Below are 22,418 nucleotides of genomic sequence, written 5' to 3'. Positions count from 1 at the left end.
TTGATGCGCGGTTCGTCCCTCCTGTGGGGGACAAGGTTCACCAGGGGAAACGGTCCTTTGACCTCGCGGTCCGATCGTCACTCTTTACCGGTCGGCCCTGCCCGGAAGGAGATCGCAAGGGGCACCCGGGGGCGCGCTAGGCTGTCGATCTTCGGCGAACGGGGGCGCGGCAATGGGGCAGCGGGGCATACGGACGGTCGTGCTCGGTGCGGTTCTGGCGATCCTGGCCGGCTGCGGCTCCAGGACCGCGGAGACCGCCGGTACCTCCGATACCGTCGGGACCGCGACGGAGGCGACAGGCTCGGCCACGGCCACGGCCACGGCCACGGCCTGGACGCTCGCCGCTCCGATCCGCATCGACGGCGTCCGTACCGCCGACGGCGGCCGGTCTCTGGTGGTCGCCGCCGAGGTGCCCGACGGCGCACGCGACTGCGTGCGCGGCCTGCGCGGTGAGCTGGAGACGGTCGAGAACGGCACGGCGTACGTGCGGGTCACGTTCGAGTCCCCTTCCCTGGACCGGGAATCCGGCTGCACCGGGACACAGCGGGTCGAAGCGACGGTGAAGCTGGGCGAGCCCCTGGGCTCCCGCAGGGTCATGGTGAACAGCCGGGACGTGTACACCCCCGCCGGTGCCACCCCGCCCGCCCTGCGGAAGTGCGGTGAGAACGGCTGCGACCCCACGCCCCCGCGGTGCACCCCGTCCTCGTACCGGCAGGCCGTCGACGACACGGACATCCCCGACCACACGAGCTGGGAAGAACGCGGCTGCGACGACACGTGGCTGGTGCTGGACCTGTCGACCCGGATGGGGCCGGTGTGCGGTGAGGCCGACGCCGGCTGCTCCTCCGGTGTCTCCCACCGCTGGTTCTACCGGGCCGGGACCTCGGGCTGGCGGCCGGTCGCCATGAACGGCGACGCGGGGTGCGCGGGCATCCACCGGGTCCTGCCGGAGTTGCCCGCGCGTCTCTGCGCGTCGCTGCCGCGGCTCGACCGCGACTGATCCCACGAGGACGACCGGGAGTCGCCCTGGCCGCCGGGGCCCACCGGCGCATCACCTGCACCCTCCCCGCCGACGACCTGACCGTCCGGGACGCCTCCGGGGCAGGGCGTCACACCACGTCGGATGCCTTCTCCCGGGCGGGATCCCCGGACGCCGGGTGATCCGGGCCGTCGGCCGGGGCGGCGGCACGCAGCGCCGCCTCGACCCGGCGGTTGCTGGTCATGGTCGCCGTCACGGCCGTCATCGTCAGGAGGAGGCCGGCGGCGGCGTAGAGCGGGGTGCGGATGTCGTAGGCGGTGGCGAGCCAGCCGCCGAGGAAGGCTCCCACGGGGGCGGCGCACATGGCCAGCATGCGGGAGGTGGAGGCGACCCGGCCCATCAGGTGGGCGGGGACGATCGCCTGTCGGAGGGAGGGCGCGAGCACCATCGTGGCGCCCATGCCGGCCCCGCAGACGGCGAGCGCGAGCCCGGCCACGTACGGGTTCGGGGCCGTGGCCAGTCCCAGGATGGCAAGCCCTTCGACGGCGGCCGTGCAGGTCAGCGCGGTGCCGGTGCCGAGTCGTCGGCCGAGGAAGGAGGCGATGCCCGCACCGAGCAGACCGCCGGTGGCCTCCGCCGTGAGGAGCAGGCCGAAGCCGAAGGCGCCGATGCCCAGGCGGTCGTGGGCGAAGAGGGCGAGGACGGTCTCCACGGCGAGGAAGGCGATGTTCCCGATCGCCGGGCGGAGCGCCAGCCCGAGCAGCAACCGGTCCCGGAAGACGTACGAGGCCCCGGCCCGCGCCTGCCGCAGCAGCGACTCACGGGCCTCCGGCACGGGACGGGGCAGGGCGGGCAGCGTACGCACGAGCAGCGCGGAGAGCAGGAACGAGACCGCGTCGGCGAGCAGGGGGACCGCCCGCCCGAGCGCGAGCAGCGCGCTGCCCGCGGGCGGCCCCGCGAAACCGGACATGGCGGTCTGGGCCCCGCGCAACCGGGAGTTGGCGCGTTCCAGGAGCGCGGGGTCGCGGCCGAGCAGATCCGGCAGATAGGCCGTAGCGGCCGTGTCGAAGAAGAGCCCACCGAGGCCGAGCAGGAAGGCGACGGCCGCGAGCAGCGGAACGCTCAGCACGTCGAGCGCGGCCGCCACCGCCGGTATCGCGAGCAGCGCCGCACGCGCCGCGTCCGCGACCCACATCGTGCGCCGACGGTCCCAGCGATCCACCAGCGCACCGCCGAGCACCCCGAAGAGCAGCCACGGCAGCGTCCCCGCGGCCGCGACGACGGCGAGTGCCATCGGATCCCGCGTCAGCGTCAACGCGATCAGCGGCAGCGCGGCATGCGTCACCCCGTCACCGAGCGAGGACAAGGTCTGCGCGGTCCACAGCCGCCCGAAGCCGGTCGGCAACTTCCGTATGTCCGAAGTCACTTGGTGCCCTCCTCGACCTGCTTGCGCGACGCCGGGTGGAACAGCGCGAAGACGAGTGACGCGTCCGGCAGCGACGGGTCGGACAGCTCCCGGTACTCGTCCGCCAGCGCGTCCAGCCGCGCCCCCAGCTGCGCGAACTGCTCCTCGGTGAGCCGCAGATGCGCCATCCGTACGTGCCGCTCGTCCTCCGCCGACGACGCCTCCAGGTCCGCCACCGCATGGCGCATCAGCACGTCCGGGCCTCCTTCGCCCGAATCCGGCAGCACGATCGACCGCGCGGCCATCGCGTAGTACCGCTCGGTCACCCCCCGCACCTTCCGCGTCCGGACCACCTTCACCAGGCCGGCCCGCTCCAGCAGCCGCACGTGGTAGCTGGAACTTCCCTTCGCGAGCCCCACCCGTTCGGCGATCTGCGTGATCGTCGCCGGCTCGAAGCGGAGCACGCCCATGATCCGGTGGCGCGTGAGGTTGGCGACGGCGCGTAGCTGCTCGTCCGTGGTGACGTGAAACGTCTCGGGAAGATCATCGGTAGGCATGCGAGTAATGGTCAACGTTTCTTGACCATTATGCAAGGGGGATTGCGCGCGGACTTCCGGCGCGGTGCCGCGCGTGGGCGGGGTGGTGGGGAACGAGCGGGAACTCCGGCCCTGGCCCGCCGACCACGACGAGCACCCCGGACCGTTCGTCGGGACGGAGGCGGCCGGCGAGCTCCTCGGCGAAGGCGCCGCCCGCTGCCGGCGAGTCTCCGGTGCAGGGCGCCGCCGGATGTCCTCCGGATCAGACGGGGCGCGCGGCGGCGCGCTGTTCGTCGACGGCGATCCGGGCGAGCTTCGTCAGCATCATGCCGTTGCGGATGGAGACGAGGTAGTCGACCGGGAGCCCGTGCATGCGGGTGCCGGGACCCCGCAGCGGGTGCCATTCGAGGAGGAAGAGCGTGTGCTCCCCCCAGGGGACCAGGTTCATCGCGATGCGGGCCGCGCCGAAGGGATCGGCCTTGGCCTCCAGCTCCAGCCGGTGCCCGGGCTCGCAGACGCGGACGACGCACGAGTCGTCCAGGGTCAGCGGCCCCACGCCGACCCGGACCCGCAACCGGGCGCCCACCTCGGGCCAGTGGGGGTCGACGGTGAGCACCTGCTGCGTGCCCGAGACCCATTCCCCGTACCGGTGGCCGTCGGACAGCAGGTCCCACACCGTCGAGGGAGGGCTGAGGATCAAGCGGCGATTCCGGGACACTGCGACCGTCCTCCTGTGTTCCGACGGTCCGATCGGACCTCCGACGACGCTAACCGCACGGGGGCCGCTCCGCATGCGCGCCGGAGGACGCCGGCGGCGGGCCCCGCGGCCCGGCCCGTCGGCGCAGGTCGTCAGGGGCCGGGAGCCGGGAGCGGCGGTACGGGCCGACGCGGTACGGGCCGTGAACGGAGCGGTTGAACGCGCCTGGTCACCGAGTGCCGGGGGATGGCCTCGGGGCCACGCGGCCGAGGTGCGGGCCGCCCGGAAGCCGGCGGGTGCGGCGTCCCACGACGACGAGTCCCGCCTCCCGTGACGCCTCGGTCGTCCGGTACGCGGCCGAGCCCACGACGGCCTTCGTCGTGACGTCGGCGCCCGGATACCGCGTGCGTCACGGGGACGGCGGCTCTTCGAGTCCGACGCGCGCGCCGGCCCCCGGCTCCTCGCCGATTCCCGGATCCACCACGGCCGCGCAGCCGTAGGCGGCGGGCGGCGTCCAGGTGCCGAGGAACCGCGCCGAAGCGCTTCCCCCGCCGCCCGGCGTGCCGCGGCCAGGCTCTCGTCCGGGCCGTCCGGGCCGTCCGGGCCGTCCGGGCCGTCCGGGCTGTCCGGGCCGTCCGGCCCCACGGCGACCCGCGCCGTCATCACGGCCTCCTCGGCCGTCGCCGTCGACGACACCGGGCTCGCCCGGCCCACGCCCGCGCGGTGAGGGCCGGGCAGATCTCCCTCGGGGCCGAACGGCCCATCGCGGTCGGCGCGCGGTGGTGTCAGTGTGAGAGGAGTGTCGTCGTCCCTCCGGGCGCCGTACGAGTCCCGGGCGCGTACCCGAGGAGGAACCATGAGCAGCGAGCCCCCCGTCCGGCCGGAGCTGTCGGACATCGTGGTGGGTGTCGACGGATCCCCCTCGGCCCGGGCGGCCGCGCTCTGGGCCGCCGCGGAGGCGGACCGTCGGTCCCGCCCCCTGCACCTCGTCCACGCCGCGGACACCGACCGGCGCGCCTACTGGAGCGACGCCACGACGCTCCAGGCCGTCCGGGAGACCGGCCGCGACCTGCTGGCCGAGACCGAAGCCGCCGTTCGGGAGCGCTTCCCGGACCTCGTCGTCACCCGGCTGCTCGGTCGGCAGGAACCGCTCGACGGGCTCCGGGAGGCCGCCGGGGCCGAGAAGACGATCGTGGTCGGCAGCAGGGGCCTCGGAGGTTTCTCCGCCCTCCTGCTCGGCTCCGTGGGACTGGGCATGGCCGCGCGGGCGGAGGTGCCCGTCGTCGTCGTGCGCGGCGGGGCCGACCGTCCCGAGGCGGGTTCCGTGACGGCGGCGGTCCGTGACTCCGAGGACCTCGGGTGGCTGCTCCTCGCCGCCGCCGAGGCGGACGTCCGCAAGGCTCCGCTGCGGCTGCTGAGCGTGTGGAACATCCTCACGCACGTCGGCGACGTGACGACCATGCTCGACGACCTCGACGCGGCCGCGCACCGGCGCGTGCACGAGGCGAAGACCCTCGCGGACCGCGTCCGCGCGTGGTATCCCGACCTGACCGTCTCCCACCACGTGGAGACCGGCACCTCGACACCGGGGATCCTCGTCGAGGCGAGCGCCCACACCGACCTGATCGTGATGGGCCGGGGACACCGGCCCCTCGGAGTGGGACCGGCCCTCGGACGCGTCGCCCACGCCCTCATCCACCACGCCCACTGCCCCGTGGAGATCGTCCCCGTCGACTTCGGGACGCGGGGCGGCGAGACGCCGTGAACGGCCCCGTGCGCGGAGTGGGCCCCGGGGGATCCGTACCCGCCCGGGTGCGGACGGCGGACGAAGCGGCCCGCGGCCCGCTGCGGCTGCGGCTGCGCCTCGTCGTCCCGTACCTCCCCGTCCACGACCCGCTGAAGGCCGTACGGATCACCGCGCGCCCCATGCCCCGTCGTCGTGGTCCGGGCACCGCTTCGAGGGCCGGTCGGGCCCCTCGGGAACAGGACCGTTCGGCCCTCCCCGACAGCCCCCTCGGACGCTGCGCCTCCCGGCGCAAGGGCGGAGGCTGGAACTGCGGGGCCCCACCGGACTTCCCCACCTGACTTCCCCACCGGACATCCCGCGCCGGGACGCCACCCCGGCACCGTGGAAGAGGAGCAGAACGATGACCGGAGCCAAGCCGGAACGCGGGCACGGTTTCCTCCCCGACTTCGACACCTGGTTCGGCCGGGAGTTCCCCGGCCTCCCCGGATGGCGCCCCGCCACGGCCGCCCACGCCATCCCGGTCGAGGTCACCAGCGCCGACGGCATCTACACGCTGCGGGCCGAACTCCCCGGCATGGGCCCGGACGACATCACCCTCACCGTCGACGACGACCTCCTCACCGTGAGCGCGGAGCACCGGGAGGGCGCCGAGGACAAGGACCACTCGGAATTCCGCTACGGCGCGTTCCGCAGGACCGTACGCCTCCCCGCCACCATCCCCGCGGACGACGTCGACGCCTCCTACACGGACGGCATCCTGGCCGTCCGGATCCCGATGCCCGCCCAGGACGCCCGCACGGCACGGACCATCCGCGTCAAGCGGGCCGACGACGAAGGGGACCGGTCATGACCGCGAAGCGCGTACTCGTCGCCTACGGCAGCAAGCACGGTTCCACCGCCGGCATCGCCGACGAGATCGGACGGACCCTCCGGGACGACGGATTCGACACCGACGTCCGGCCGGCCGACGCCGTCGCCGTCGCCGTCACCGTCGCTGTCGCCGTCGCCGACACCGTCACCGACGTCGGCGACTACGACGGCGTCGTCCTCGGCGGGGCCCTCTACGCCGGACACCGGAACGGCGAGGCCCGCCGGTGCGCCCGGCGCAACGCCGAGCAGCTCCGTCACCGCCCGGTCCGGCTGTTCAGCAGCGGTCCCGTCGACAGCTCCGCCGAACTGCACGACATCCCACCCGTACGCGGGGTCGCCCGCCGGATGAAGAAGCTCGGCGCGAGGGAGCACGTGACCTTCGGGGGAGCCCTCACCGCCGACACCCCGGATCTCGTCGCCCGCGCCATGGTCCGCCACGGCAAGGGCGGGGACTTCCGCGACCCCGCCCGCATCCGCGCCCGGGCCCACCGCATCGGGGCCGCACTCGACGGAGCCGGCTGAACCCCTCCGCCTTCCCGCTCCGAGGGACAAGCGCCCGGAGGCGTCTCATGACCGACCGCGAACAGCCCCGCACGGGGCCACGACCGTCGCACGGCGGCCCGGGCCGCCGAACGGCCGTGATCGTCGTGCTGACGCTCTCCCTGATCTGCGGCGCGATCGCCGCCGTGTACCTGTGGAGCTTCGGAGCCCGGGCGGATCGCGACAGGGCCGCGCACCTCCACCAGGTGACGGCGACCACCACGGGACCGGCCCGGGAGCAGCCCGCCCTGGTGCGGAGCGGCGCGGCCGTCGCGCCCGCGGTGTGGGAGTACCCGGACGGTGTACGCCGCTCAGGCACCGTCGAGGTCCCGGCCAGGACGGCCCAGGGGCGGACCGTGACCGTGTCGGTGGACGACACGGGAGCCCTCGTCAGGCAGACCGGCGGTTCCGCCGGTCTGCTGCTGACCTCCGTCGCGGGCGGTACCGCGACGGCCGGCGCGGTCGCCGCGACCGGAGCCGGGGTCCTCGTCCTGTTCCGGCGCAGGATCGACGGCCGCACCCTCGCCGCGGTGGAGCGCGAGTGGGAGCGGGTCGAGCCGGTCTGGTCCGGCCGGCTCCGGAAGGGGAACGACTCCGGGGCGGACGATGTCTGACGGCGCCGCCGTCAGGGGGACGTGGGCGGGGTCGCCGGTTCCGCGCCGCCCTGGTCGAGGCGGAAGGGCGGGTAGGCGTCCGTCATGAGGCTCGCGTAGGCCGCGACCCGCAGCACCCAGCGGTTCAACCCGGCGACCAGGTCGAACAGGTCGCGCGGATAGCGTGCCGTGAAGGCCAGGGTGAAGCCGGCGATGACCGCGAGCAGCGTGATCAGGCCGCCGCTCCACCACCCGGCGCGCATGCCGCCGCTGAAGAACGCCAGGATCAGGTAGTGCGGAATGGCGAGCAGCCACCACTTGACGAGCACCTGCGAGCGGGAGAGCCGCTCCGGGTAGACGATGTCGAGCCGGGCCGGGTAGTCGGGTTCGGGGCCGAGGCTGAAGGGCGGGTACCGGTCGGTGCCGAGCGCGCCGTAGGAGTAGTACGAGACCCGCCAGGACCAGCGGAGCACGCCGAGGTTGAAGTCGAACAGGCCCCGCGGGTAGCGCTCGGTGAAGAGGATCGCGAAGAAGGCGATCACCGTCACGACCAGGAAGGCGATCCACAGGAAGAGCAGCACGATCCAGTGCGGGATCACCAGGATCCACTTGACCAGCCACAGCCAGCGGGAGAGCGGGGTGTCGAGCACGGCCGTGACCCGGACCGACGGGTGGGGCGTTCGTCCTGCGTCCATCATCGTCACCTTCCCGCGCCGGCCGGGTCGGCGTGCCGGAGCCGGTCGACGACTCCCACGCCCCCGTCGACGCCGTCGCAGTGCCTGAGCGGAACCGGCGCGAGCCGGGGATTCCGGACCGCCGTGGGCGTCATCGGCTCGGCAGCGCCTCGGTGCCTCGTCTCCGCTCTCCTTCCGTGTGCCCCCACCTCTCAGGATCGCCCGTGCCGGCCGGGCGGGGGAGGGTTGTCCGGCCCCCATGACCGGGCGTGGTCGCGGGCGTACGCGGCGAAGACCCGGTCCGGCCCTCCGCCCGTGCGCGGGAAGCGCTCGTCCGGCACGAGGGCGAGGTCCTCCTCGAAGCGGGCTCGGGCGGCGGCCAGGGTGTCGGCCGGCCCGGTGCGCGGCCTGCCGCGCATCACGGTCCGCAGCAGCGGCTCCGCCCCCTCGGGCGGTGCCCCGTTCGCCAGGGCGAGCACGTCACGCGCGCCCGGGCCGCGGAGGACCTGCTTCGGGCCGGGCGCCGTGACCTTGGCGGAAGACAGCTTCACGACGGGCCTGCCGGCCTACTCGACCGGCTTGTAGGCGGCGTCCGGGTACGGGGCGTCGGCGGCCGTGCCGACCTTGGTCCCGACGGCGTACGCGTCGATCGGGGCCTCCTCCCGCGCGAGCCGGTCGAGCTCGTACGCGTCGGGGCCGCCGCTCGCGATGATCCGGACGTCCGCCGGCCCCGCCGGGGCGGCTCTCAGGCGAAGTCGAGCACTTCGGAGACAGGGCGTCGGGGCGTCGCCCGGCCGGCGGGGCCGTAGCCCAGACGGATGACCATGTGGACGTAGCCGACCGCCGAGAGGGGGTCGCGAGCGTCGAAGCGGAGTTCCGGCCATTCGAGGGGCTGCGACATGAGCGACGCGGCGAGCCCGTCCAGGGTGGCCTGAAGCAGGACCCGCTGGAGGGCCTGGCCCGCCGTCAGCCAGGCCTCGGGCGTGTCCGCGGCGGTTCCGAGCAGGGCGATCTGCGGTGTCCTCTCGAAGCGGGCCGACGGACGCCCCGGCATCCGGTCGGGGGACCCGAAGTCCCTGACCGGTGCGGTCACGTCGTACTGGCGAGGACCGAAGGCGTAGGCGGGGACCCCGTCGGCGCCGGCCCCCTCGCCGGCCGCGCCCGTACGCGTCCAGGACGCGATCTCCGCGCGTACGGCGTCGTCGGCGGCCTCGAACAGTTCGGAGGCGTGGACGAGGCCCATCACGGTGTCGGTGTGCCACTCGCCCGGGACGGTCAGGCGGCAGCCCTCCAGACGGGCGGCCGCGCGGAGCCCGTCGAGGATCTCGGCCGGGACCGGCTCCTCGGTGAAGGGGAAACGGCTGGTGTGCCGACGCGCCAGCGCGCCGTGCAGCACGTCCAGGTCGCCGCCGGCGTCCGAGGGGAGGCCGAACCCGACGTCGGCGAGATGCCAGGGGTCCTCGGGATCGGGCAGCAGCCGGACGTCAGGGCGCAGCCCCTGGTGCTCGGCGGCCACCCGCAGGCCGAACAGGGCGGCACCACAGCCGATGTGGAGTGCGCGGTGGTCCGGGTCCTGGCGGGGCATGCCGCGCGACGGGTCGCCGTGCAGCTCGATGACGGTGGCCGCGCTCCGGTGGACGAACCTCCACGGCTGGGCGTTGTGCATCGACGGCGCCAGCACGGCCTCCTCGACCAGCGAGGACACGAGCGGACGGAGAAGGGGGAGGGGGGACACGGTACGTCCTGTCTGTGCGGGGGAGGGTCGCTCGGAGAAGTCGTGGGCCGTCCGTGGGGACGAGGCGGCGAGGCGCGTGTCGTCGTCGCGCGCGGCGGACAGCCGGTCCACGACGGTGACGACGCCCTCCAGGCGTTCGGCGAGCCGCAGCAGCATCACGCCCTGGCTCCGCAGCCGGACCCGGCCCGCCAGGGTGACCACACCGTCCAGCACGTGCACGTCGATCGCGTCCTGCGGCAGCTCCATGGCGTCCGCGAGGATCTCCTCCCGGATGCGGCGCCTGATCTCGGGGTCCGGGCGCAGGAAGACGCGCAGGAGGTCGCGACGGGTCACGATGCCCACCAGCCGTTCCTCCTCGTCGACCACGGGAAGACGTTCCACCCCGCGCCGCACCATGAGCCGGGCCGCGTCCGGCGCCGCCTCCTCGGCGTGCACGGTGACGGCCGGCTCGCTCATCACCCCCTGGGCGGTCGGCGCCCTGCGGGCCAGGAGGTCGCTCTCGGAGACCACGCCGACGACGTGGTCGTCCTCGTCCACGACCGGCAGCCCGCCGATGTCGTGCTCGGCCAGGAGCTTCGCCACCTCCCGGAACGACGTACCGGGCAGGGCGGAGACCACCTCGTCGGTCATCAGCCCGCCGACTTTCATGTGCTTCATCGCGGTCCTCCCGTTCCAGCGGCCGAAGGAGGGGACTTCACGCCACCACCGTCCCCCGACGTCGACGCGTTGACGAGGGGCCGAACGGTCCCCCGCCGGGCCCGACCGGGCCTCTGCCGACTCCTGGGCCCCGGCCGCCGGGACCTTCGGCCCCACCTGTGCCCCCACCGGCCCTCCGGCCCCCGGCGTGCGGTGCGAAGGCCGGAGAGCGGACCTCGCGCACCCGGCCGGGAGGAGCCATGGCAGCGACCGCGCGACCCCGGGGGCCAGGGAAGGGTCGCCGTCGCCGCCGGGGACGCGGCGACGCCCTCCGCGAGAACCCGTTCCTTCCCCTCTCGGTACCCGCCTCCGGCCTGTCGGCCCCGGCGGCGCTCTCCGTCCCTTCCTCCGAACGGCCCCCGACACGGACCCGCCCGAAGGCGTGGGGACCGCCCTGACGGCGGCCCGCGCGCCTGCCGGATCCCTCGCGGCGCGAGCCGTCCGCACCGCCTTCCGGCCCACCGGTCCGGCGGGAACGGCCCGGGCATCCGGTCTACCGTGAAAGCGGGCACGGCAGACGCCGTGCGTCCCGGACGGACCGGAGGTTCTGATGGGCCGGGCAGGCACCGGACCGGCGGACACCAGACTGCCGAGGCTCCGGCTCGACGAGCTGCTGGACGAGCTCCAGGTCCGTATCGACGAGGTGCGCGGCACCAGGGACCGCCTCACGGGTCTCCTGGAAGCCGTCATCTCCGTGGGGCGGGGACTCGACCTGCCGCAGGTCCTGCGAGGCATCGTCGAGGCAGCCGTCTCCCTCGTCGACGCCGAGTACGGAGCGCTGGGCGTCATCGGCGAGGACCGCGGGCTGTCCGAGTTCCTCCCCATCGGCATCGACGACGACCTGCGCGAACGGATCGGCGCCCTGCCCTCCGGACACGGCATCCTCGGCGAGCTGATCCGTCACCCCGAGCCGCTGCGCCTGACCGAGCTGTCCGAGCACCCCGCCTCGTACGGGTTCCCGGCCCACCATCCCCCCATGCACTCCTTCCTCGGCGTCCCCATCCGGGTCCGCGACGAGGTCTTCGGCAACCTCTACCTCACCGAGAAGCGCGGAGGAGCGGACTTCGACGCCGAGGACGAGGCCGTCGTGACGACCCTGGCCGTCGCCGCGGGCATCGCCATCGAGAACGCCCGGCTCTACGAGGAGGGCAGGCGCCGGCAGCGCTGGCTCGCCGCGAGCTCCGACTTCACCAGCGCCCTGCTCTCCGGCACGGAGGAGACCGAGGTCCTGGACGGGATGCTGGAACAGGCCGTGGACATCGCCGGCGCCGACATGGGCGTCTTCTACCTGGTCGGCCCCGGCGGCGAGCTACGGGGCTCGCGGGCGCGGGGCGACGGCGCCGACACCCACCGCGGGGTCGTCCTGCCCAGCAGCGAAGGCACCCTGGCGGCCGCCGCCCTCGCCGAGACCGACGGCCTGATCACCGTGGCGGACGTCTCCAGTGACCCACGGGTGACGGTCCAGCCCGAACGGTGGCAGGGGTTCGGCCCGGCCGTGGCGGTCACGGTGGGCACCAAGGAACGACTCAGCGGCGTCCTGATCCTCGCCCGGCACAGCGGCCGCGTGCCCTTCCTGAGCGCGGAGACCGCCGCCCTCCCGGGCTTCGCCGGACAGGCGGCCCTGGCCCTCGAACTGGCCGACCGCCGCCGCGACGCCGAGCAGGTGACCCTCCTGGAGGACCGCGACCGGATCGCCCGCGACCTGCACGACCTCGCGATCCAACGGCTCTTCGCCACCGGCATGACGCTGCAGAGCGCCCGGCGCTTCGTCGAGCACCCGGAGGCGGCGGACCGGCTGACCCGGGCGATCGACGACCTCGACGCCACCATCAAGATCATCCGGTCGACCATCTTCGGTCTCCGCGAACACGAGACCCCCGGCACCGCGCCCAAGCTCAGAAGCCGTGTCGTCACGGCCGTCGACGCGGCCGCGACGACCCTCGGCTTCGCTCCCGCGCTCCGCATGGAAGGCCTGCTGGACACCGACGTGCCCGTCGACATCGCCGACGACGTCGTCGCCGTCCTCGGCGAAGCGCTCACCAACGTCGCCCGGCACGCCCACGCCCACCGGACAGAGGTCACCGTGTTCACGGACGCGGGAGTCCTGGAGGTGACCGTCGGGGACGACGGGACCGGCCTCCCGCCCGAGCGGGTCGACAGGGGCCTGCGCAACCTCTCCGAGCGTGCCGAGCGCCTCGGCGGCTCGCTCACCGTCCACTCCCCGGCGGGACCAGGCGGCGGCACCCGACTCACCTGGCGCATCCCGCTGCCCGCCGACGACGGGCAGGACCGCTGACCTTCAGCGGGGCTCCCGTCCGTGCTCATGGGCCTGCGCGGCGATCACGGCGGCCTGTACCCGCCGTTCGACCCCCAGCTTGCCGAGCAACCGCGAGATGTGGTTCTTGACCGTCTTCTCCGACAGGTAGAGCCGCTTCGCGATCTGCCGGTTGGTCAGCCCCTCCCCGATCAGCTCCAGCACGGACCGCTCACGCTCGGACAGCGCCGCGAGCCGCTCGTCCTCGGGCGGCTGTGCCGGCTCCGGGGCGCGGAGCGATCGCATCAGGCGGGCGGTCGTGGCCGGATCGAGCATCGACTGCCCCGTCGCCACGGTCCGTACCGCCGACACGAGGTCGGACCCCTTGATCTGCTTGAGGACGTACCCCGCCGCCCCCGCCATGATCGCGTCGAGCAGCGCGTCCTCGTCGTCGAACGAGGTCAGCATCAGACACGCCAGCTCCGGCATCCGCGACCGCAGCTCCCGGCACACGGCGATCCCGTCGCCGTCGGGCAGCCGTACGTCGAGGACCGCCACGTCCGGGCGCAGGGCCGGCCCCCGGGCCAGAGCCTGGTCCGCCGTGGAGGCCTCCCCGACGACCCGCAGGTCGGGCTCGTCGTCGATCAGGTCGCGCAGCCCCCGGCGGACCACCTCGTGATCGTCCACCAGGAAGACCCGCGTGGGTTCCTCGGCTGCCGGAAGCTCGGTCATGGCGACCCCTGTGCTCGACGGGTACCTGCCCGCCCCCACCAAGAATTGTCCGTCACGAGGCGCCTTCCTGTGCACCGAACCCCCTCCGGACGTCGACGACCCCCTCCACGGCGCGGGCGGCACGAGCGCGGGCCCTTGGAGCCGGACGTGACCGACGGGCCGCGCCGCGTTCGGGCCTGCGGCGAGGTCGGCGTCGACGGTGGCGAACCCGGCGCCCCGGTAGCGGGCCAGGGCGGTCTCGTCGTCCGGATGCACGCGCAGGAAGACCTCCCTGACGGACCCGGGCCGGCCCGCCACCGTGGCGGCGTGAGCGGCGGCGAAGGGAAGAGAGTCCATGCCCGGCGATCCATAAGACCTCCCTGACGGACCCGGGCCGGCCCGCCACCGTGGCGGCGTGAGCGGCGGCGAAGGGAAGAGAGTCCATGCCCGGCGATCCATCCGTGATCACGAGTGGGCGAGAGCGCCCCTCGGCATCCAGGGACGCGGGCACTCGGCGCACCCCCTTTCCGCCTCTCGCCCAGCGGGAACGGCCCTTCCACCGGCGTCGTTCAGGGTGGCTGTCAGCGCCCAGAGGCCGGTCCACGTCCGCCTCGGTACTCAGAGTCCGTCGCCCCATCCGAAGGTGATGGTGTACGCGCGCTGGAGTGCGTGCCGGCCATGGTCGCCGTCGGCGTAGGCCCATGCGAGGGCTGCGGCGAACCAGAGCAGGAAGACGCCGCTGACGATGCCCAGAGCGAGCAGCTTGCCGAACCAGCCGAGGAGGATCAGGGCGATGGCCGCGACGACCACGCCGACGTGGGCGCCCCCGAGGTCGAGCGACGCGGCCTTGCGTGCCGCTCTGCGTCTGGCCCGTTGCGCGGCGAAGCGCTCGTCGCGAACGGACTGCGGTTCGTTTTCGTCGAAGTGCATCTCATCCCCCCTGTCGCCGACGCTACACGGACCCGGACCGCGTCGGCAGGGGAGCGTCGCCGGGGCAGGGGGCAGGTGGTCAGTCTGTCCTTCGGCTTCGGCGGTCCGCGGCTGGGCGGGACGGGCCCATGAAGGCGTCAAGCCCTGCGATGATCCTGCGGAGTTCGCGGGATCCACGAGGCGACATCGCTCGGATCACGTCGTCGAGCAGGGCACGGGCTTCGAGTGGGTCGCCGCAGCAGTACCGGTGAACGTTGCCGAACTCGTCGTCGTGCCAGAGCTCGCGCTCCGGGCGATGGACGTACTCCTTCCAAAGGCGCACGGCCGTGCTGGTGTCTCCCGGTCTGAGGTAGTTCCGCGTGCGTTCAAGGCGAACGATCTCGGACAACGCTCGCGGGGAGAGGCGGTCGATGGCCGGCCTGGAGTCCTGTGACCGCTGCCGGTCCGGGATTCCGGACCGGACGCGTCCTGGCCGTCTACGCGGCATGGGCCTTTCGGTGGGTCGTCATGCCGGACATGGTGCCAGGGTCTCGAACCGCCTCTCGATCGGGTTCGCTCGCCCGGGGTTCACCGGGCGTGGGCCGGCCCACGCCCGCTCGTGTGCTCCGACCTTCGGGCCGACGGGCCGACGGGCTGTCAGGCGTGGAGCTGGAGCTGCTCGATCACCGTGGCGAGGTGGGCGCGTTCCTCGGCGTCCAGGCCGCGCAGCGGCAGGGGGAGGTTGAGGGGGGCGGTCAGACCCAGGTGCGCGGCCGCCGCCGCGACGACGCGGAGGGAGCCTCCGTGCCGGGCGAACAGGTCCCACAGGGGCTGGAGCCGCCTCGACTCCTCTTCGGCCTGCTCGTGCTGCCCGGCCTGTGCCGCACGGGTGAGGGCGAGTGCCGGCCCGGGGAAGGTACCGCCGATCACCGAGTACCAGGCGTCGCACCCCGCGTTCAGCCCCCGGGCGGCGGCCGCGTCTCCGCTGATGCCCACCGTCACCGTGTCGGGCAGGAGTCGGCGCAGGTGCTCGACGCGGGCTCGTGCCTGGTCGGGCTCGGAGGGCAGTGCGGGGATCTTGATGGACGCCACCTGCGGCAGCCGGGCCAGACGGGTGTACAGCTCGTCGGTGAAGGTGAAGTGCGTGGTGCCGGGGTTGTCGTAGATCACCAGAGGGACCGACAGGTTCGCGGTGACCTCCTCGAACAGGCCGAAGACGTCCTCGTCGGTCAGCGGCTGGTAGGACACCGGCGCCAGCAGGACGCCGGAGGCTCCGGCGTCCTGCGCGTCCTCGGCGGCCTGGAGCACCTGTCGGGTGCGCAGCGCCCCGATGCCGACGATGACCGGTACTCCGTCGGCGTGCTCGACCGCGATGCGGGCGACGCGGGCGCGTTCTTCGCGGGTCAGGTAGGCGTAGGAGCCGGTGGAGCCCAGCGCGCCGACGGAGTTGACGCCGGCGGCGGCGAGCCGCTGGACCAGCGCGGCGAACGCCTTCTCGTCGACGCTGCCGTTGCCGGGGACGGGAGTGAGCGGGAACGCGCTCAGACCGGTGAACAAGACGAACCTCCGAAGGGGTGCGGGCGGCCCTGCCGCCGTGGTGGCGTCCGCCATGCCGCGCCCGCCGTGCCGGATGCCGTCGTACGGGCCGGCGGCTGGGCCGGGGGCCGGCCGGGAGTGGTGGTCAGGCGGTGGCGTAGGGGTGTGCCGGGCCGAGGTAGAGGACGGCGCTCGTGTCGCAGTGCGGCTGGAGCAGGGTCCGCAGGTCGTCGGCCGCGGTCCTGAGCAGGTGCCCGTCGCGGGTGGCGGCGACGGTCTCCAGGACGAAGGCGACGTGGGTGGAGTCCTCGGTGACGCGGGTGCGGTGGGCGTCGCGGTGGTTCCAGTGCCGGGTGAGCACGTCGGTGGTGTCGGTGTAGACGACCTCGCCGGGCTTGGGGTTCTCGACGGTGCCGGGCTCGCCGAGCGGGGTGAAGGTCTCGCTGCCGTCGGCGTAGCGGATCTCGACGTCGCCGGTGACCTGGTCGAGGTCGAAGGCGCCGGCGGGCAGGCCGTGGCGGACGGAGACGGCGTTGTAGGAGTCGACGGCCGGTGCGATCCGGGGGAGGGCGCCCTTCTTCGCAAGGCGACGGCCCAAGGCGTCGACGCTGGGCCGGACGCGGCGGGGGTTGGTGCCGAAGGAGCGGTAGGCGGTGTGCCACGCCTCGATGCGCGGGTCGCTCTCGTCGGCCGGGGCCCAGGTGCCGTCGGCGAGCCGGGTCTCCAGCTCCTCCAGGGCGGCGGTGGTGGCGGGCCAGGGCGCGCCGCCGCGCAGGCCGGTGGCGGTGACGACGACGACGAGCGTGTCGGGGAAGTCGTCGGCGACGGCGGGGCTGATACGGAAGGTGGTCATCAGGTGCTCCGTTCCGGGAGGGCGGCCGGGGGCCGCGGGGTCAGGTGAGGGCGAGGAGGCCGACGGCGACGGCGGCGGTGCCCAGGCCGATCAGCTGGCCGCGGTGGACGCGCTCGGCCAGGACGCCGCGGGCGAGCAGGACGGTGCCGGCCGGGTACAGGGCGGTGATCACGGCGACGACCGCGAGGTCGCCGCCGCGGGCGGCGAGTAGGAACAGCAGGTTGGCCAGGGAGTCCAGGACTCCGGCCGCCGCCGAGATCGCGTACGCGGGCTTCTCCCGGCCCAGCCGCCGGAACATCACACCGGCAGCGGCCAGGGTGACCGCGGAGGACACGGCACGCCCGACGATCAGCGGGCCGACACCGCTGTCGGAGGGAGCCTGGTGCAGGAAGACCAGCTGCAGGGCGATGGCGGCTCCGGCGCCGAAGGCCAGGAGCAGCGCGGTGCGCGACGGCCGGGCCGACCTCGCGCCGTGCCCGGCGCTGACCAGCACCACCGCCGCCAGCGCCAGCGGCAGGCCGATCAGTCCGGCGAGGCCCAGGTGCTCGCCCTGCAGCAGGCCGACACCGACCGGGAGCATCGCCGAGACCAGCGCGGTGATCGGGGACAGCACGTTCATCGGGCCGATCGCCAGCGTGCGGTAGAGCAGCGCGAACGCGGCGGCCGACGCGACGCCGGAGGCGGCGCCCCAGGCGACGGTGGCAGGGGCGAAGGAGGCGCCGAGGAAGGGCCACAGCAGCAGCTCGACGGTGAGCGAGGCCGGTGCGGCGATCATCACGGTGCGCAGGACATGGGCCTTGCGGGCACCGAGACCGCCGAGGAAGTCGGCGCATCCGTAGGCCAGGGAGCTGCCCAGGGCCAGCAGCAGAGCGATCACGGGGGGTACATCCCTTACTATCAATGGAACGACCACACCGTACAGCGCATCGACCGACCGTCGTCAACCGAACGACCGCACGGTCCAGTGCGGCGACCCACCTGCCGGGAGAGGCGACAGCGATGACCGAGACCGCGGCGGCACTGCGGACACTCGCGCACAACGTCCGCGCGGCCCGTACCCGCGCCGGACTGTCCCTGGACGAACTCGGCCGCCGCGCCAAGGTCAGCAAGGGTGCCCTGGTCGGACTGGAGAAGGCCCAGGGCAACCCGAACTTCGCCACCCTGGTCCGCCTCGCCGACACCCTCGGCGTCTCCGTCTCCGCGCTCATGGAAGGCGGCTCCGAACAGCGCGTGAGGGTGGTGAGCGCCGACGCCGTCGTCCCCCTGTGGAAGGGCGAGCACGGCGGCGAGGCCCGGCTGATGCTGACCACCGGCGGACCGGCGGCCACCGAGGTCTGGCGCTGGACCCTGGAACCCGGCGAGGAGTACCCCAGCCATCCCCACCAGGCCGGCGTGACCGAGACCGTCAGCGTCACCACGGGCGGGATGGTGCTCGTCGTCGACAGCACCGAGTACCCCGTCGCCGCCGGTCAGACAGCCACCTTCGACGCCGACACCCCCCACACCTACCGCGGCGCAGGCACCGGAACCTGCCACCTGATCATGACCGTCCACCTGCCCCCGGGCCCCGCGTAGCACCTCGCCGAACGGCAGGCGCCAGACTGCCGGCCGGACCGCGATCCCCCCTGGCGCGGGCGTGGGGCACGATGGCGTCATGGCACAGCAGATCTTGCCCCCGTCGGAATCCTGGCGCCGGATCGACGCCTGGCTGGCGACCCACGCGGCGTCCGCATGCGCTTCACGAGGGCGGTGACGTGCGCGGCCTCCACCCCTACCTCACCCCTCACGGTGAGCTTTGGTGGGACGAGGAAGGGTGCGAGGAGCTCGACGGCCACCCACTGAAGGCAGCGCCCATCGGGCTGCCCTGACGACCAGCCGGGCGGACCCGCCACCGAGCCGACACCAACCATCCGACACCAACCACCCGACACCAACCACCCGACCACCGGCGGCGTCTCGCCGACGGAAGACCATGGTCGCGGACCGACCGAGGAAGACACACGGGGGAAGAGGAATCATGGTGGCGTTCCACGCGTCCGCGCTGGACGGAGTCGCCCGCAATCCGGCGCTGCCGACACCGCTGCTGCTGCGCCTGCTCGCCTTCGACGGGGGCGGTGACGGTCCGCCCCGTCATGCCCTCCAGCGGGCCGGACTTCCCGAGTCGGCCGTCGTGGTGATCCTGGCCCACCCGAACCCCGGCGCCCGGATCGACTTCGCCATGAGCGCCAGGGCGGAGCCCGCACAGCGGGCCCGGCTCGCCGACGATCCTTCTCCCAAGGTGCGGACCGCTCTCGCGTACGGACCCGAGGTGTACGACCCGCGCACAAAGGTCGCGCCGCTCTCGGACGCCGTGTGCGTCCGCCTGCTCGACGACCCCGCTCCTTCCGTACGGACGGCCCTGCTGGAATCTCCCCATCTGGCGCCGTCGTTCGTGGCATCGCTGGCCACGCACCGTGATCCGGCGGCGCGCCGGGAAGCGGTGCGCGCATGGGAGACCCTGCCGCCGGGCGAGCGGTCGGCGCTGCTGGTCGACCCGGACCCCGAGGTACGGCGGGCCGCCGAACTGCGGGAGTGCCGGCGGGACTCACGCGTCACCGCCGCGCTCCTCCGCGATCCGAGGTCCACCGCCGTGGCGCTGCGCCGAGGGCTCCTTGCCCGCGCCGACGCCGAGCGGTGCCTCGCCGAGCGGACCCACCTGACCGCCCTCGCCGAGAACCCGTCGTTGCCCGCCGACCTCGTGGAGCGGCTCGCCGTCGACCCCGACGAGGACGTACGGCTCGCGGTCTCCCTCAGGCCCGGGCTGGACGAGACACGGCGGATGGCGATCGACTTCACGGTCGGGGACTTCGACAGGGGCGACGGCGTGCGGTGGGTGCGGGACGGGCTCGCCGACCCCGAGGTGCTGCGCCGGGCCGTGACCTCAGCCCACCCCCTGCTCCGGCGCACCGCCGCCCGGAGCCGCCACCTGACGCCCGAGCTGCTGCGACTCCTCGCACGCGTCGAGGACCCGGTGGTGGAGAACAACCTGGGCATCCACCACCCCGACACCCCGGAGGAGGTCCTGATGCGTGTGTACGCGCGCCTCGGCGGAACGTTCTCCGCCTGGATGGCGGAGACGCACCCCCGCTTTCCCCGCGAGGGCCTCGCCGCACGCTACGCGGACCACACGGACGGGAACTACCGTCGGCTGGCCGTCCGGGACCCGGCCGCGACGCCCGCGTTGATCGAACGGCTCAGCCACGACCCCGAGGTCTGGACGCGCCAAGCGGCGGCCGGCGACCCGCGCCTGCCGCTCCACCGGCTTCGCGAGGCCCTCCACGTCCCTGAACTGGCCTCCAGCGCGGGCGCCAACCCGGCGCTCCCCGAGGACGAGATGGCCGCCGTCCTGGACCGGGCCGGCGTTCCGCGGGCCCGTTGAGCAGAACCGACTCGCTCGTACCGCGACCTCACGTGACGACCGGTTCTCGGCGAACGCGCGGGTCGGCATCGAAGCCGACACCCAGCGGTCACGGCCGGGGCCGGGCCGGTGCCCGGCGACACCGCGGACGCGAGGGCCGGGCGGGACTCCGGTCCGGCCCGCCGCCGCGGGGCGCGACCGCGTCGGGCGACGACGTCCACACCACGCCTTTAGAAGACGCCGCCGTACTGGGACTCCGCGAGGGCGGCGGCGCGCTGGTCGCGGAAGTTCGTCACGTACGCGTCGTGCATCTCGGCGCCGACGTACTTCAGGAGCGCCTCGTCGTTGGCGGTGAGTGCCAGGCCGGTGTACGGGTGGCTGCCCGTGAAGACCAGCTTCTGGTCCTTCACGCCCTTGTACGAGCCCTCGATCAGCAGGTACTTGGTGTGGGTGGCCGTGCCGGAGACCTCGGGCGCGGCCGGGTTCTTCACGTCGTCGTTCTCCAGGCGGTGGAGGGAGATCTTCCCCTTCTCGGTCGACCGGGTCAGCCAGTACGCCGTCTCCCGGTGCGTGCCGACGGCCGAGTAGTCGGAGAGCTTGCCGTAGACGACGTCGACGTAGCAGCCCGCGTCGGCGAGGGTCCAGAGCTTCTCCGCCACGGCCGGACGCGAGATGTGCCCGTTGGCGATGCGGATCACGGTGCGGCCGTCCGCCGTGCCGTGCCCGGGGGTGTTCCCGTGGCAGACCGGAGCGGTGGTCCCGTCGGCGTTCGGCACGCGGGTCTCGACCATGCTCAGGATGTTCTCGACGACGTCGGTCGAGGAGCGCGGGAAGAAGTAGCCCTTGGCCTGCCCGGCCTCCACGTCGATCGCCAGGTCGCTCACCGTCTTCGACCCGTCCGGCTGCGCCTGCGAAGCGGCCATCAGGTCGAAGTAGCGGACGTAGCCGGCGTGCAGGGCGGCGTTGTCGGTGACGGTCATCGCGTCGTTCCAGCCGGACTCGCGGTCCCACGTGGTGAGGTTGCCGGAGGACTGCACCACGATGTTCTCGACCACCGCGCCCGTGGTCGGCGAGCCGCTGCCGGTGGAGTGGGAGAACAGGAAGAACTTGTTGTGGTTCACGCCGCTCGTTCCCGCGGCCAGGCACGGCCGGCCTGCCGCGCACACCCGGAACCACGAGGTCTGACCGGGCGCGGACTGCGTCGCGAAGGCGGCCTGGAGCTTGTCCCGGACCGTCTTCCCGGACGTGCCCATCCACGTCGCGCCGATGGTGGTGTCGTCGACGAGGACCTGCACGTTCACGTTGCGCTGGTGCGCCTTCACGAGCTGGTCGGCGAGCCAGGACGACCCGAACGCGTACAGGGATATGCGGATGGTCGACCCGCTGGGGGCGCCGTTGACGAGGCGCCCGAGGTGGCTGAGGATCGCGCCCTGCTCGGCGGTCGTGCCGGTCGGCTTGTTGAAGACGACGCCGGTCTTCACGTACGTCTCGTCCTGCGCGGTGGCGGCCGGCGCACCCGCCCCGAGGAGGCCCACGATGAGGAGGGCGGTGAGGAACCTGTTCTTGATCACGGCCGCCACCTTAAGGGTTGTCCCGTAACCGGTCTTTGGCAGCAGGGGAGTGGCCGGCCGGGATCGCGTCCCAGGTTCCCTTCGGGGAGGCACGGACCTCGGTCCGCCCCTGCGACCGCACGCCACGGCAGCGCGTGGCAGGCGCCTCCTCCCGACCACGTGCGGACCTCCCGACCTGGGGAGATGGGAAGGGCCCTGTTATCGTGCGCCGATGTCAACGATCAAGCAGTTCCAAGTGACCTTCGACTGTGCGGAGCCTGCGCGCCTCGCCGCCTTCTGGTGCGGGGTGCTGGGGTACGTCGTACCGGCGGTCCCGGAGGGCTTTGCCACGTGGGAGGAGTACCACCGCTCGCTGCCGCCCGAGGACGAGATCTACTTCGCGTGCACGGATCCCTCGGGTGTGAGCCCGCGCCTGCTCTTCCAGCGAGTTCCCGAAGGCAAGGTCGTCAAGAACCGGGTGCATCTCGATGTGCGGACCGGCGCCGGGCTCGTGGGTGAGGAGCGCCTGGCCACGCTTGAGGCCGAATGCGCACGGCTGATGGCGCTCGGCGCGAAGCACGTGCTGACGCAGCGCGCCGATGACGTCAACGAGTCGTGCATCACGATGCAGGACATCGAGGGCAACGAGTTCTGCCTCGGCTGATTCCCCTCCGGGACCACGGGGTGGGGACCCGTCTCCGGCCTCGGGGAACATCGGCTGCCCCGATGTTCCCCG

22 protein-coding genes and 1 pseudogene are annotated in these 22,418 nt (G+C 73.5%); 10 read left to right on the top strand and 13 right to left on the bottom strand.

Features of this window, described 5'->3' with window-relative positions:
• Positions 1 to 199 precede the first annotated feature (199 nt).
• Entirely contained in the window at positions 200 to 1,000 is an 801-nt protein-coding gene (locus tag ACFQ8C_RS09445; RefSeq protein ID WP_383453980.1) for a hypothetical protein, read from the top strand.
• 109 nt (positions 1,001 to 1,109) lie between these two features.
• Here the strand turns inward: ACFQ8C_RS09445 and ACFQ8C_RS09440 are convergent, their stop codons facing one another.
• The 3 genes from ACFQ8C_RS09440 to ACFQ8C_RS09430 all read right to left on the bottom strand — a co-directional run bounded on the left by ACFQ8C_RS09440 (position 1,110) and on the right by ACFQ8C_RS09430 (position 3,638).
• Positions 1,110 to 2,405: an MFS transporter gene (locus ACFQ8C_RS09440; RefSeq protein WP_383453977.1), complete on the bottom strand. Its 1,296-nt coding sequence runs from the start codon at positions 2,403 to 2,405 to the stop codon at positions 1,110 to 1,112.
• On the bottom strand, positions 2,402 to 2,941 hold the full coding sequence (locus ACFQ8C_RS09435) for an ArsR/SmtB family transcription factor (RefSeq protein ID WP_383453975.1): 540 nt from the start codon (positions 2,939 to 2,941) through the stop codon (positions 2,402 to 2,404). The genes ACFQ8C_RS09440 and ACFQ8C_RS09435 overlap by 4 nt, the downstream gene beginning before the upstream one ends.
• A 241-nt stretch (positions 2,942 to 3,182) precedes the next feature.
• On the bottom strand, positions 3,183 to 3,638 hold the full coding sequence (locus ACFQ8C_RS09430; RefSeq protein ID WP_383453973.1) for an SRPBCC family protein: 456 nt from the start codon (positions 3,636 to 3,638) through the stop codon (positions 3,183 to 3,185).
• An 835-nt stretch (positions 3,639 to 4,473) separates the two neighbouring features.
• Between ACFQ8C_RS09430 and ACFQ8C_RS09425 the strand changes: the two genes are divergently transcribed.
• The 5 genes from ACFQ8C_RS09425 (at position 4,474) to ACFQ8C_RS09405 (ending at position 7,388) form a co-directional block, all read left to right on the top strand.
• Complete coding sequence (locus ACFQ8C_RS09425) at positions 4,474 to 5,382, top strand: universal stress protein (RefSeq protein ID WP_383453970.1); 909 nt, start codon at positions 4,474 to 4,476, stop codon at positions 5,380 to 5,382.
• Positions 5,379 to 5,702 carry a hypothetical protein gene (locus tag ACFQ8C_RS09420; protein WP_383453969.1) on the top strand — a complete coding sequence of 108 codons (324 nt, stop codon included), beginning with the start codon at positions 5,379 to 5,381 and terminating at the stop codon, positions 5,700 to 5,702. The genes ACFQ8C_RS09425 and ACFQ8C_RS09420 overlap by 4 nt, the downstream gene beginning before the upstream one ends.
• A 62-nt stretch (positions 5,703 to 5,764) precedes the next feature.
• On the top strand, positions 5,765 to 6,214 hold the full coding sequence (locus ACFQ8C_RS09415) for an Hsp20/alpha crystallin family protein (protein WP_383453966.1): 450 nt from the start codon (positions 5,765 to 5,767) through the stop codon (positions 6,212 to 6,214).
• On the top strand, positions 6,211 to 6,756 hold the full coding sequence (locus tag ACFQ8C_RS09410; protein ID WP_383453964.1) for a flavodoxin domain-containing protein: 546 nt from the start codon (positions 6,211 to 6,213) through the stop codon (positions 6,754 to 6,756). Before ACFQ8C_RS09415 ends, ACFQ8C_RS09410 begins: the two co-directional genes overlap by 4 nt.
• Positions 6,757 to 6,803: 47 nt before the next feature.
• A complete protein-coding gene (locus ACFQ8C_RS09405; RefSeq protein ID WP_383453961.1) occupies positions 6,804 to 7,388 on the top strand; it encodes a hypothetical protein in 585 nt (194 codons plus the stop codon).
• A gap of 11 nt (positions 7,389 to 7,399) precedes the next feature.
• Here the strand turns inward: ACFQ8C_RS09405 and ACFQ8C_RS09400 are convergent, their stop codons facing one another.
• From ACFQ8C_RS09400 to ACFQ8C_RS09385, 4 genes and pseudogenes are all read right to left on the bottom strand, one after another.
• Complete coding sequence (locus ACFQ8C_RS09400; protein ID WP_383453959.1) at positions 7,400 to 8,062, bottom strand: DUF4389 domain-containing protein; 663 nt, start codon at positions 8,060 to 8,062, stop codon at positions 7,400 to 7,402.
• A 191-nt stretch (positions 8,063 to 8,253) separates the two neighbouring features.
• The gene (locus ACFQ8C_RS09395; RefSeq protein ID WP_383453956.1) at positions 8,254 to 8,592 is read right to left on the bottom strand and encodes a hypothetical protein; all 339 of its coding nucleotides are present in this window, start codon (positions 8,590 to 8,592) and stop codon (positions 8,254 to 8,256) included.
• Between the two features lie 194 nt (positions 8,593 to 8,786).
• Positions 8,787 to 9,776: an Acg family FMN-binding oxidoreductase gene (locus ACFQ8C_RS09390; RefSeq protein ID WP_383454093.1), complete on the bottom strand. Its 990-nt coding sequence runs from the start codon at positions 9,774 to 9,776 to the stop codon at positions 8,787 to 8,789.
• Between the two features lie 156 nt (positions 9,777 to 9,932).
• Positions 9,933 to 10,406 (bottom strand): annotated as a pseudogene (locus tag ACFQ8C_RS09385) (CBS domain-containing protein); the annotation flags it as partial.
• 616 nt (positions 10,407 to 11,022) lie between these two features.
• Between ACFQ8C_RS09385 and ACFQ8C_RS09380 the strand changes: the two are divergent.
• Entirely contained in the window at positions 11,023 to 12,768 is a 1,746-nt protein-coding gene (locus tag ACFQ8C_RS09380; RefSeq protein ID WP_383453954.1) for a GAF domain-containing protein, read from the top strand.
• 3 nt (positions 12,769 to 12,771) lie between these two features.
• Here ACFQ8C_RS09380 and ACFQ8C_RS09375 read toward each other — a convergent pair whose 3' ends face one another.
• The 5 genes from ACFQ8C_RS09375 to ACFQ8C_RS09355 form a co-directional block, all read right to left on the bottom strand.
• Complete coding sequence (locus ACFQ8C_RS09375; RefSeq protein ID WP_383453951.1) at positions 12,772 to 13,458, bottom strand: response regulator; 687 nt, start codon at positions 13,456 to 13,458, stop codon at positions 12,772 to 12,774.
• Between the two features lie 597 nt (positions 13,459 to 14,055).
• A complete protein-coding gene (locus tag ACFQ8C_RS09370; protein ID WP_383453949.1) occupies positions 14,056 to 14,367 on the bottom strand; it encodes a hypothetical protein in 312 nt (103 codons plus the stop codon).
• A gap of 636 nt (positions 14,368 to 15,003) precedes the next feature.
• Positions 15,004 to 15,903 (bottom strand): dihydrodipicolinate synthase family protein, encoded by a 900-nt coding sequence (locus ACFQ8C_RS09365; RefSeq protein ID WP_383453947.1) that lies wholly within the window; start codon positions 15,901 to 15,903, stop codon positions 15,004 to 15,006.
• A gap of 124 nt (positions 15,904 to 16,027) precedes the next feature.
• Entirely contained in the window at positions 16,028 to 16,735 is a 708-nt protein-coding gene (locus ACFQ8C_RS09360) for a B3/4 domain-containing protein (RefSeq protein ID WP_383453945.1), read from the bottom strand.
• 40 nt (positions 16,736 to 16,775) lie between these two features.
• A complete protein-coding gene (locus ACFQ8C_RS09355; RefSeq protein WP_383453943.1) occupies positions 16,776 to 17,612 on the bottom strand; it encodes an EamA family transporter in 837 nt (278 codons plus the stop codon).
• A 122-nt stretch (positions 17,613 to 17,734) separates the two neighbouring features.
• Here ACFQ8C_RS09355 and ACFQ8C_RS09350 point away from each other — a divergent pair, with 122 nt between their 5' ends.
• Positions 17,735 to 18,310, top strand: coding sequence for a helix-turn-helix domain-containing protein (locus ACFQ8C_RS09350; RefSeq protein ID WP_383453940.1), 576 nt, complete (start codon positions 17,735 to 17,737; stop codon positions 18,308 to 18,310).
• Between the two features lie 442 nt (positions 18,311 to 18,752).
• On the top strand, positions 18,753 to 20,153 hold the full coding sequence (locus tag ACFQ8C_RS09345; protein ID WP_383453938.1) for a Mucin-2: 1,401 nt from the start codon (positions 18,753 to 18,755) through the stop codon (positions 20,151 to 20,153).
• A 209-nt stretch (positions 20,154 to 20,362) separates the two neighbouring features.
• On the opposite strand, the gene ACFQ8C_RS09340 is transcribed toward ACFQ8C_RS09345, so the two are convergent.
• Entirely contained in the window at positions 20,363 to 21,703 is a 1,341-nt protein-coding gene (locus ACFQ8C_RS09340; protein WP_383453935.1) for a phospholipase D-like domain-containing protein, read from the bottom strand.
• Between the two features lie 211 nt (positions 21,704 to 21,914).
• Here ACFQ8C_RS09340 and ACFQ8C_RS09335 point away from each other — a divergent pair, with 211 nt between their 5' ends.
• On the top strand, positions 21,915 to 22,346 hold the full coding sequence (locus ACFQ8C_RS09335) for a VOC family protein (protein ID WP_383453933.1): 432 nt from the start codon (positions 21,915 to 21,917) through the stop codon (positions 22,344 to 22,346).
• Positions 22,347 to 22,418 lie beyond the last annotated feature (72 nt).

This window comes from Streptomyces sp. NPDC056503 (assembly GCF_042794995.1).
Taxonomy (GTDB): domain Bacteria; phylum Actinomycetota; class Actinomycetes; order Streptomycetales; family Streptomycetaceae; genus Streptomyces.
The sequence above is the reverse complement of the archived record's forward strand: the minus strand, read 5'-3'. Positions and strand labels throughout refer to the sequence as shown.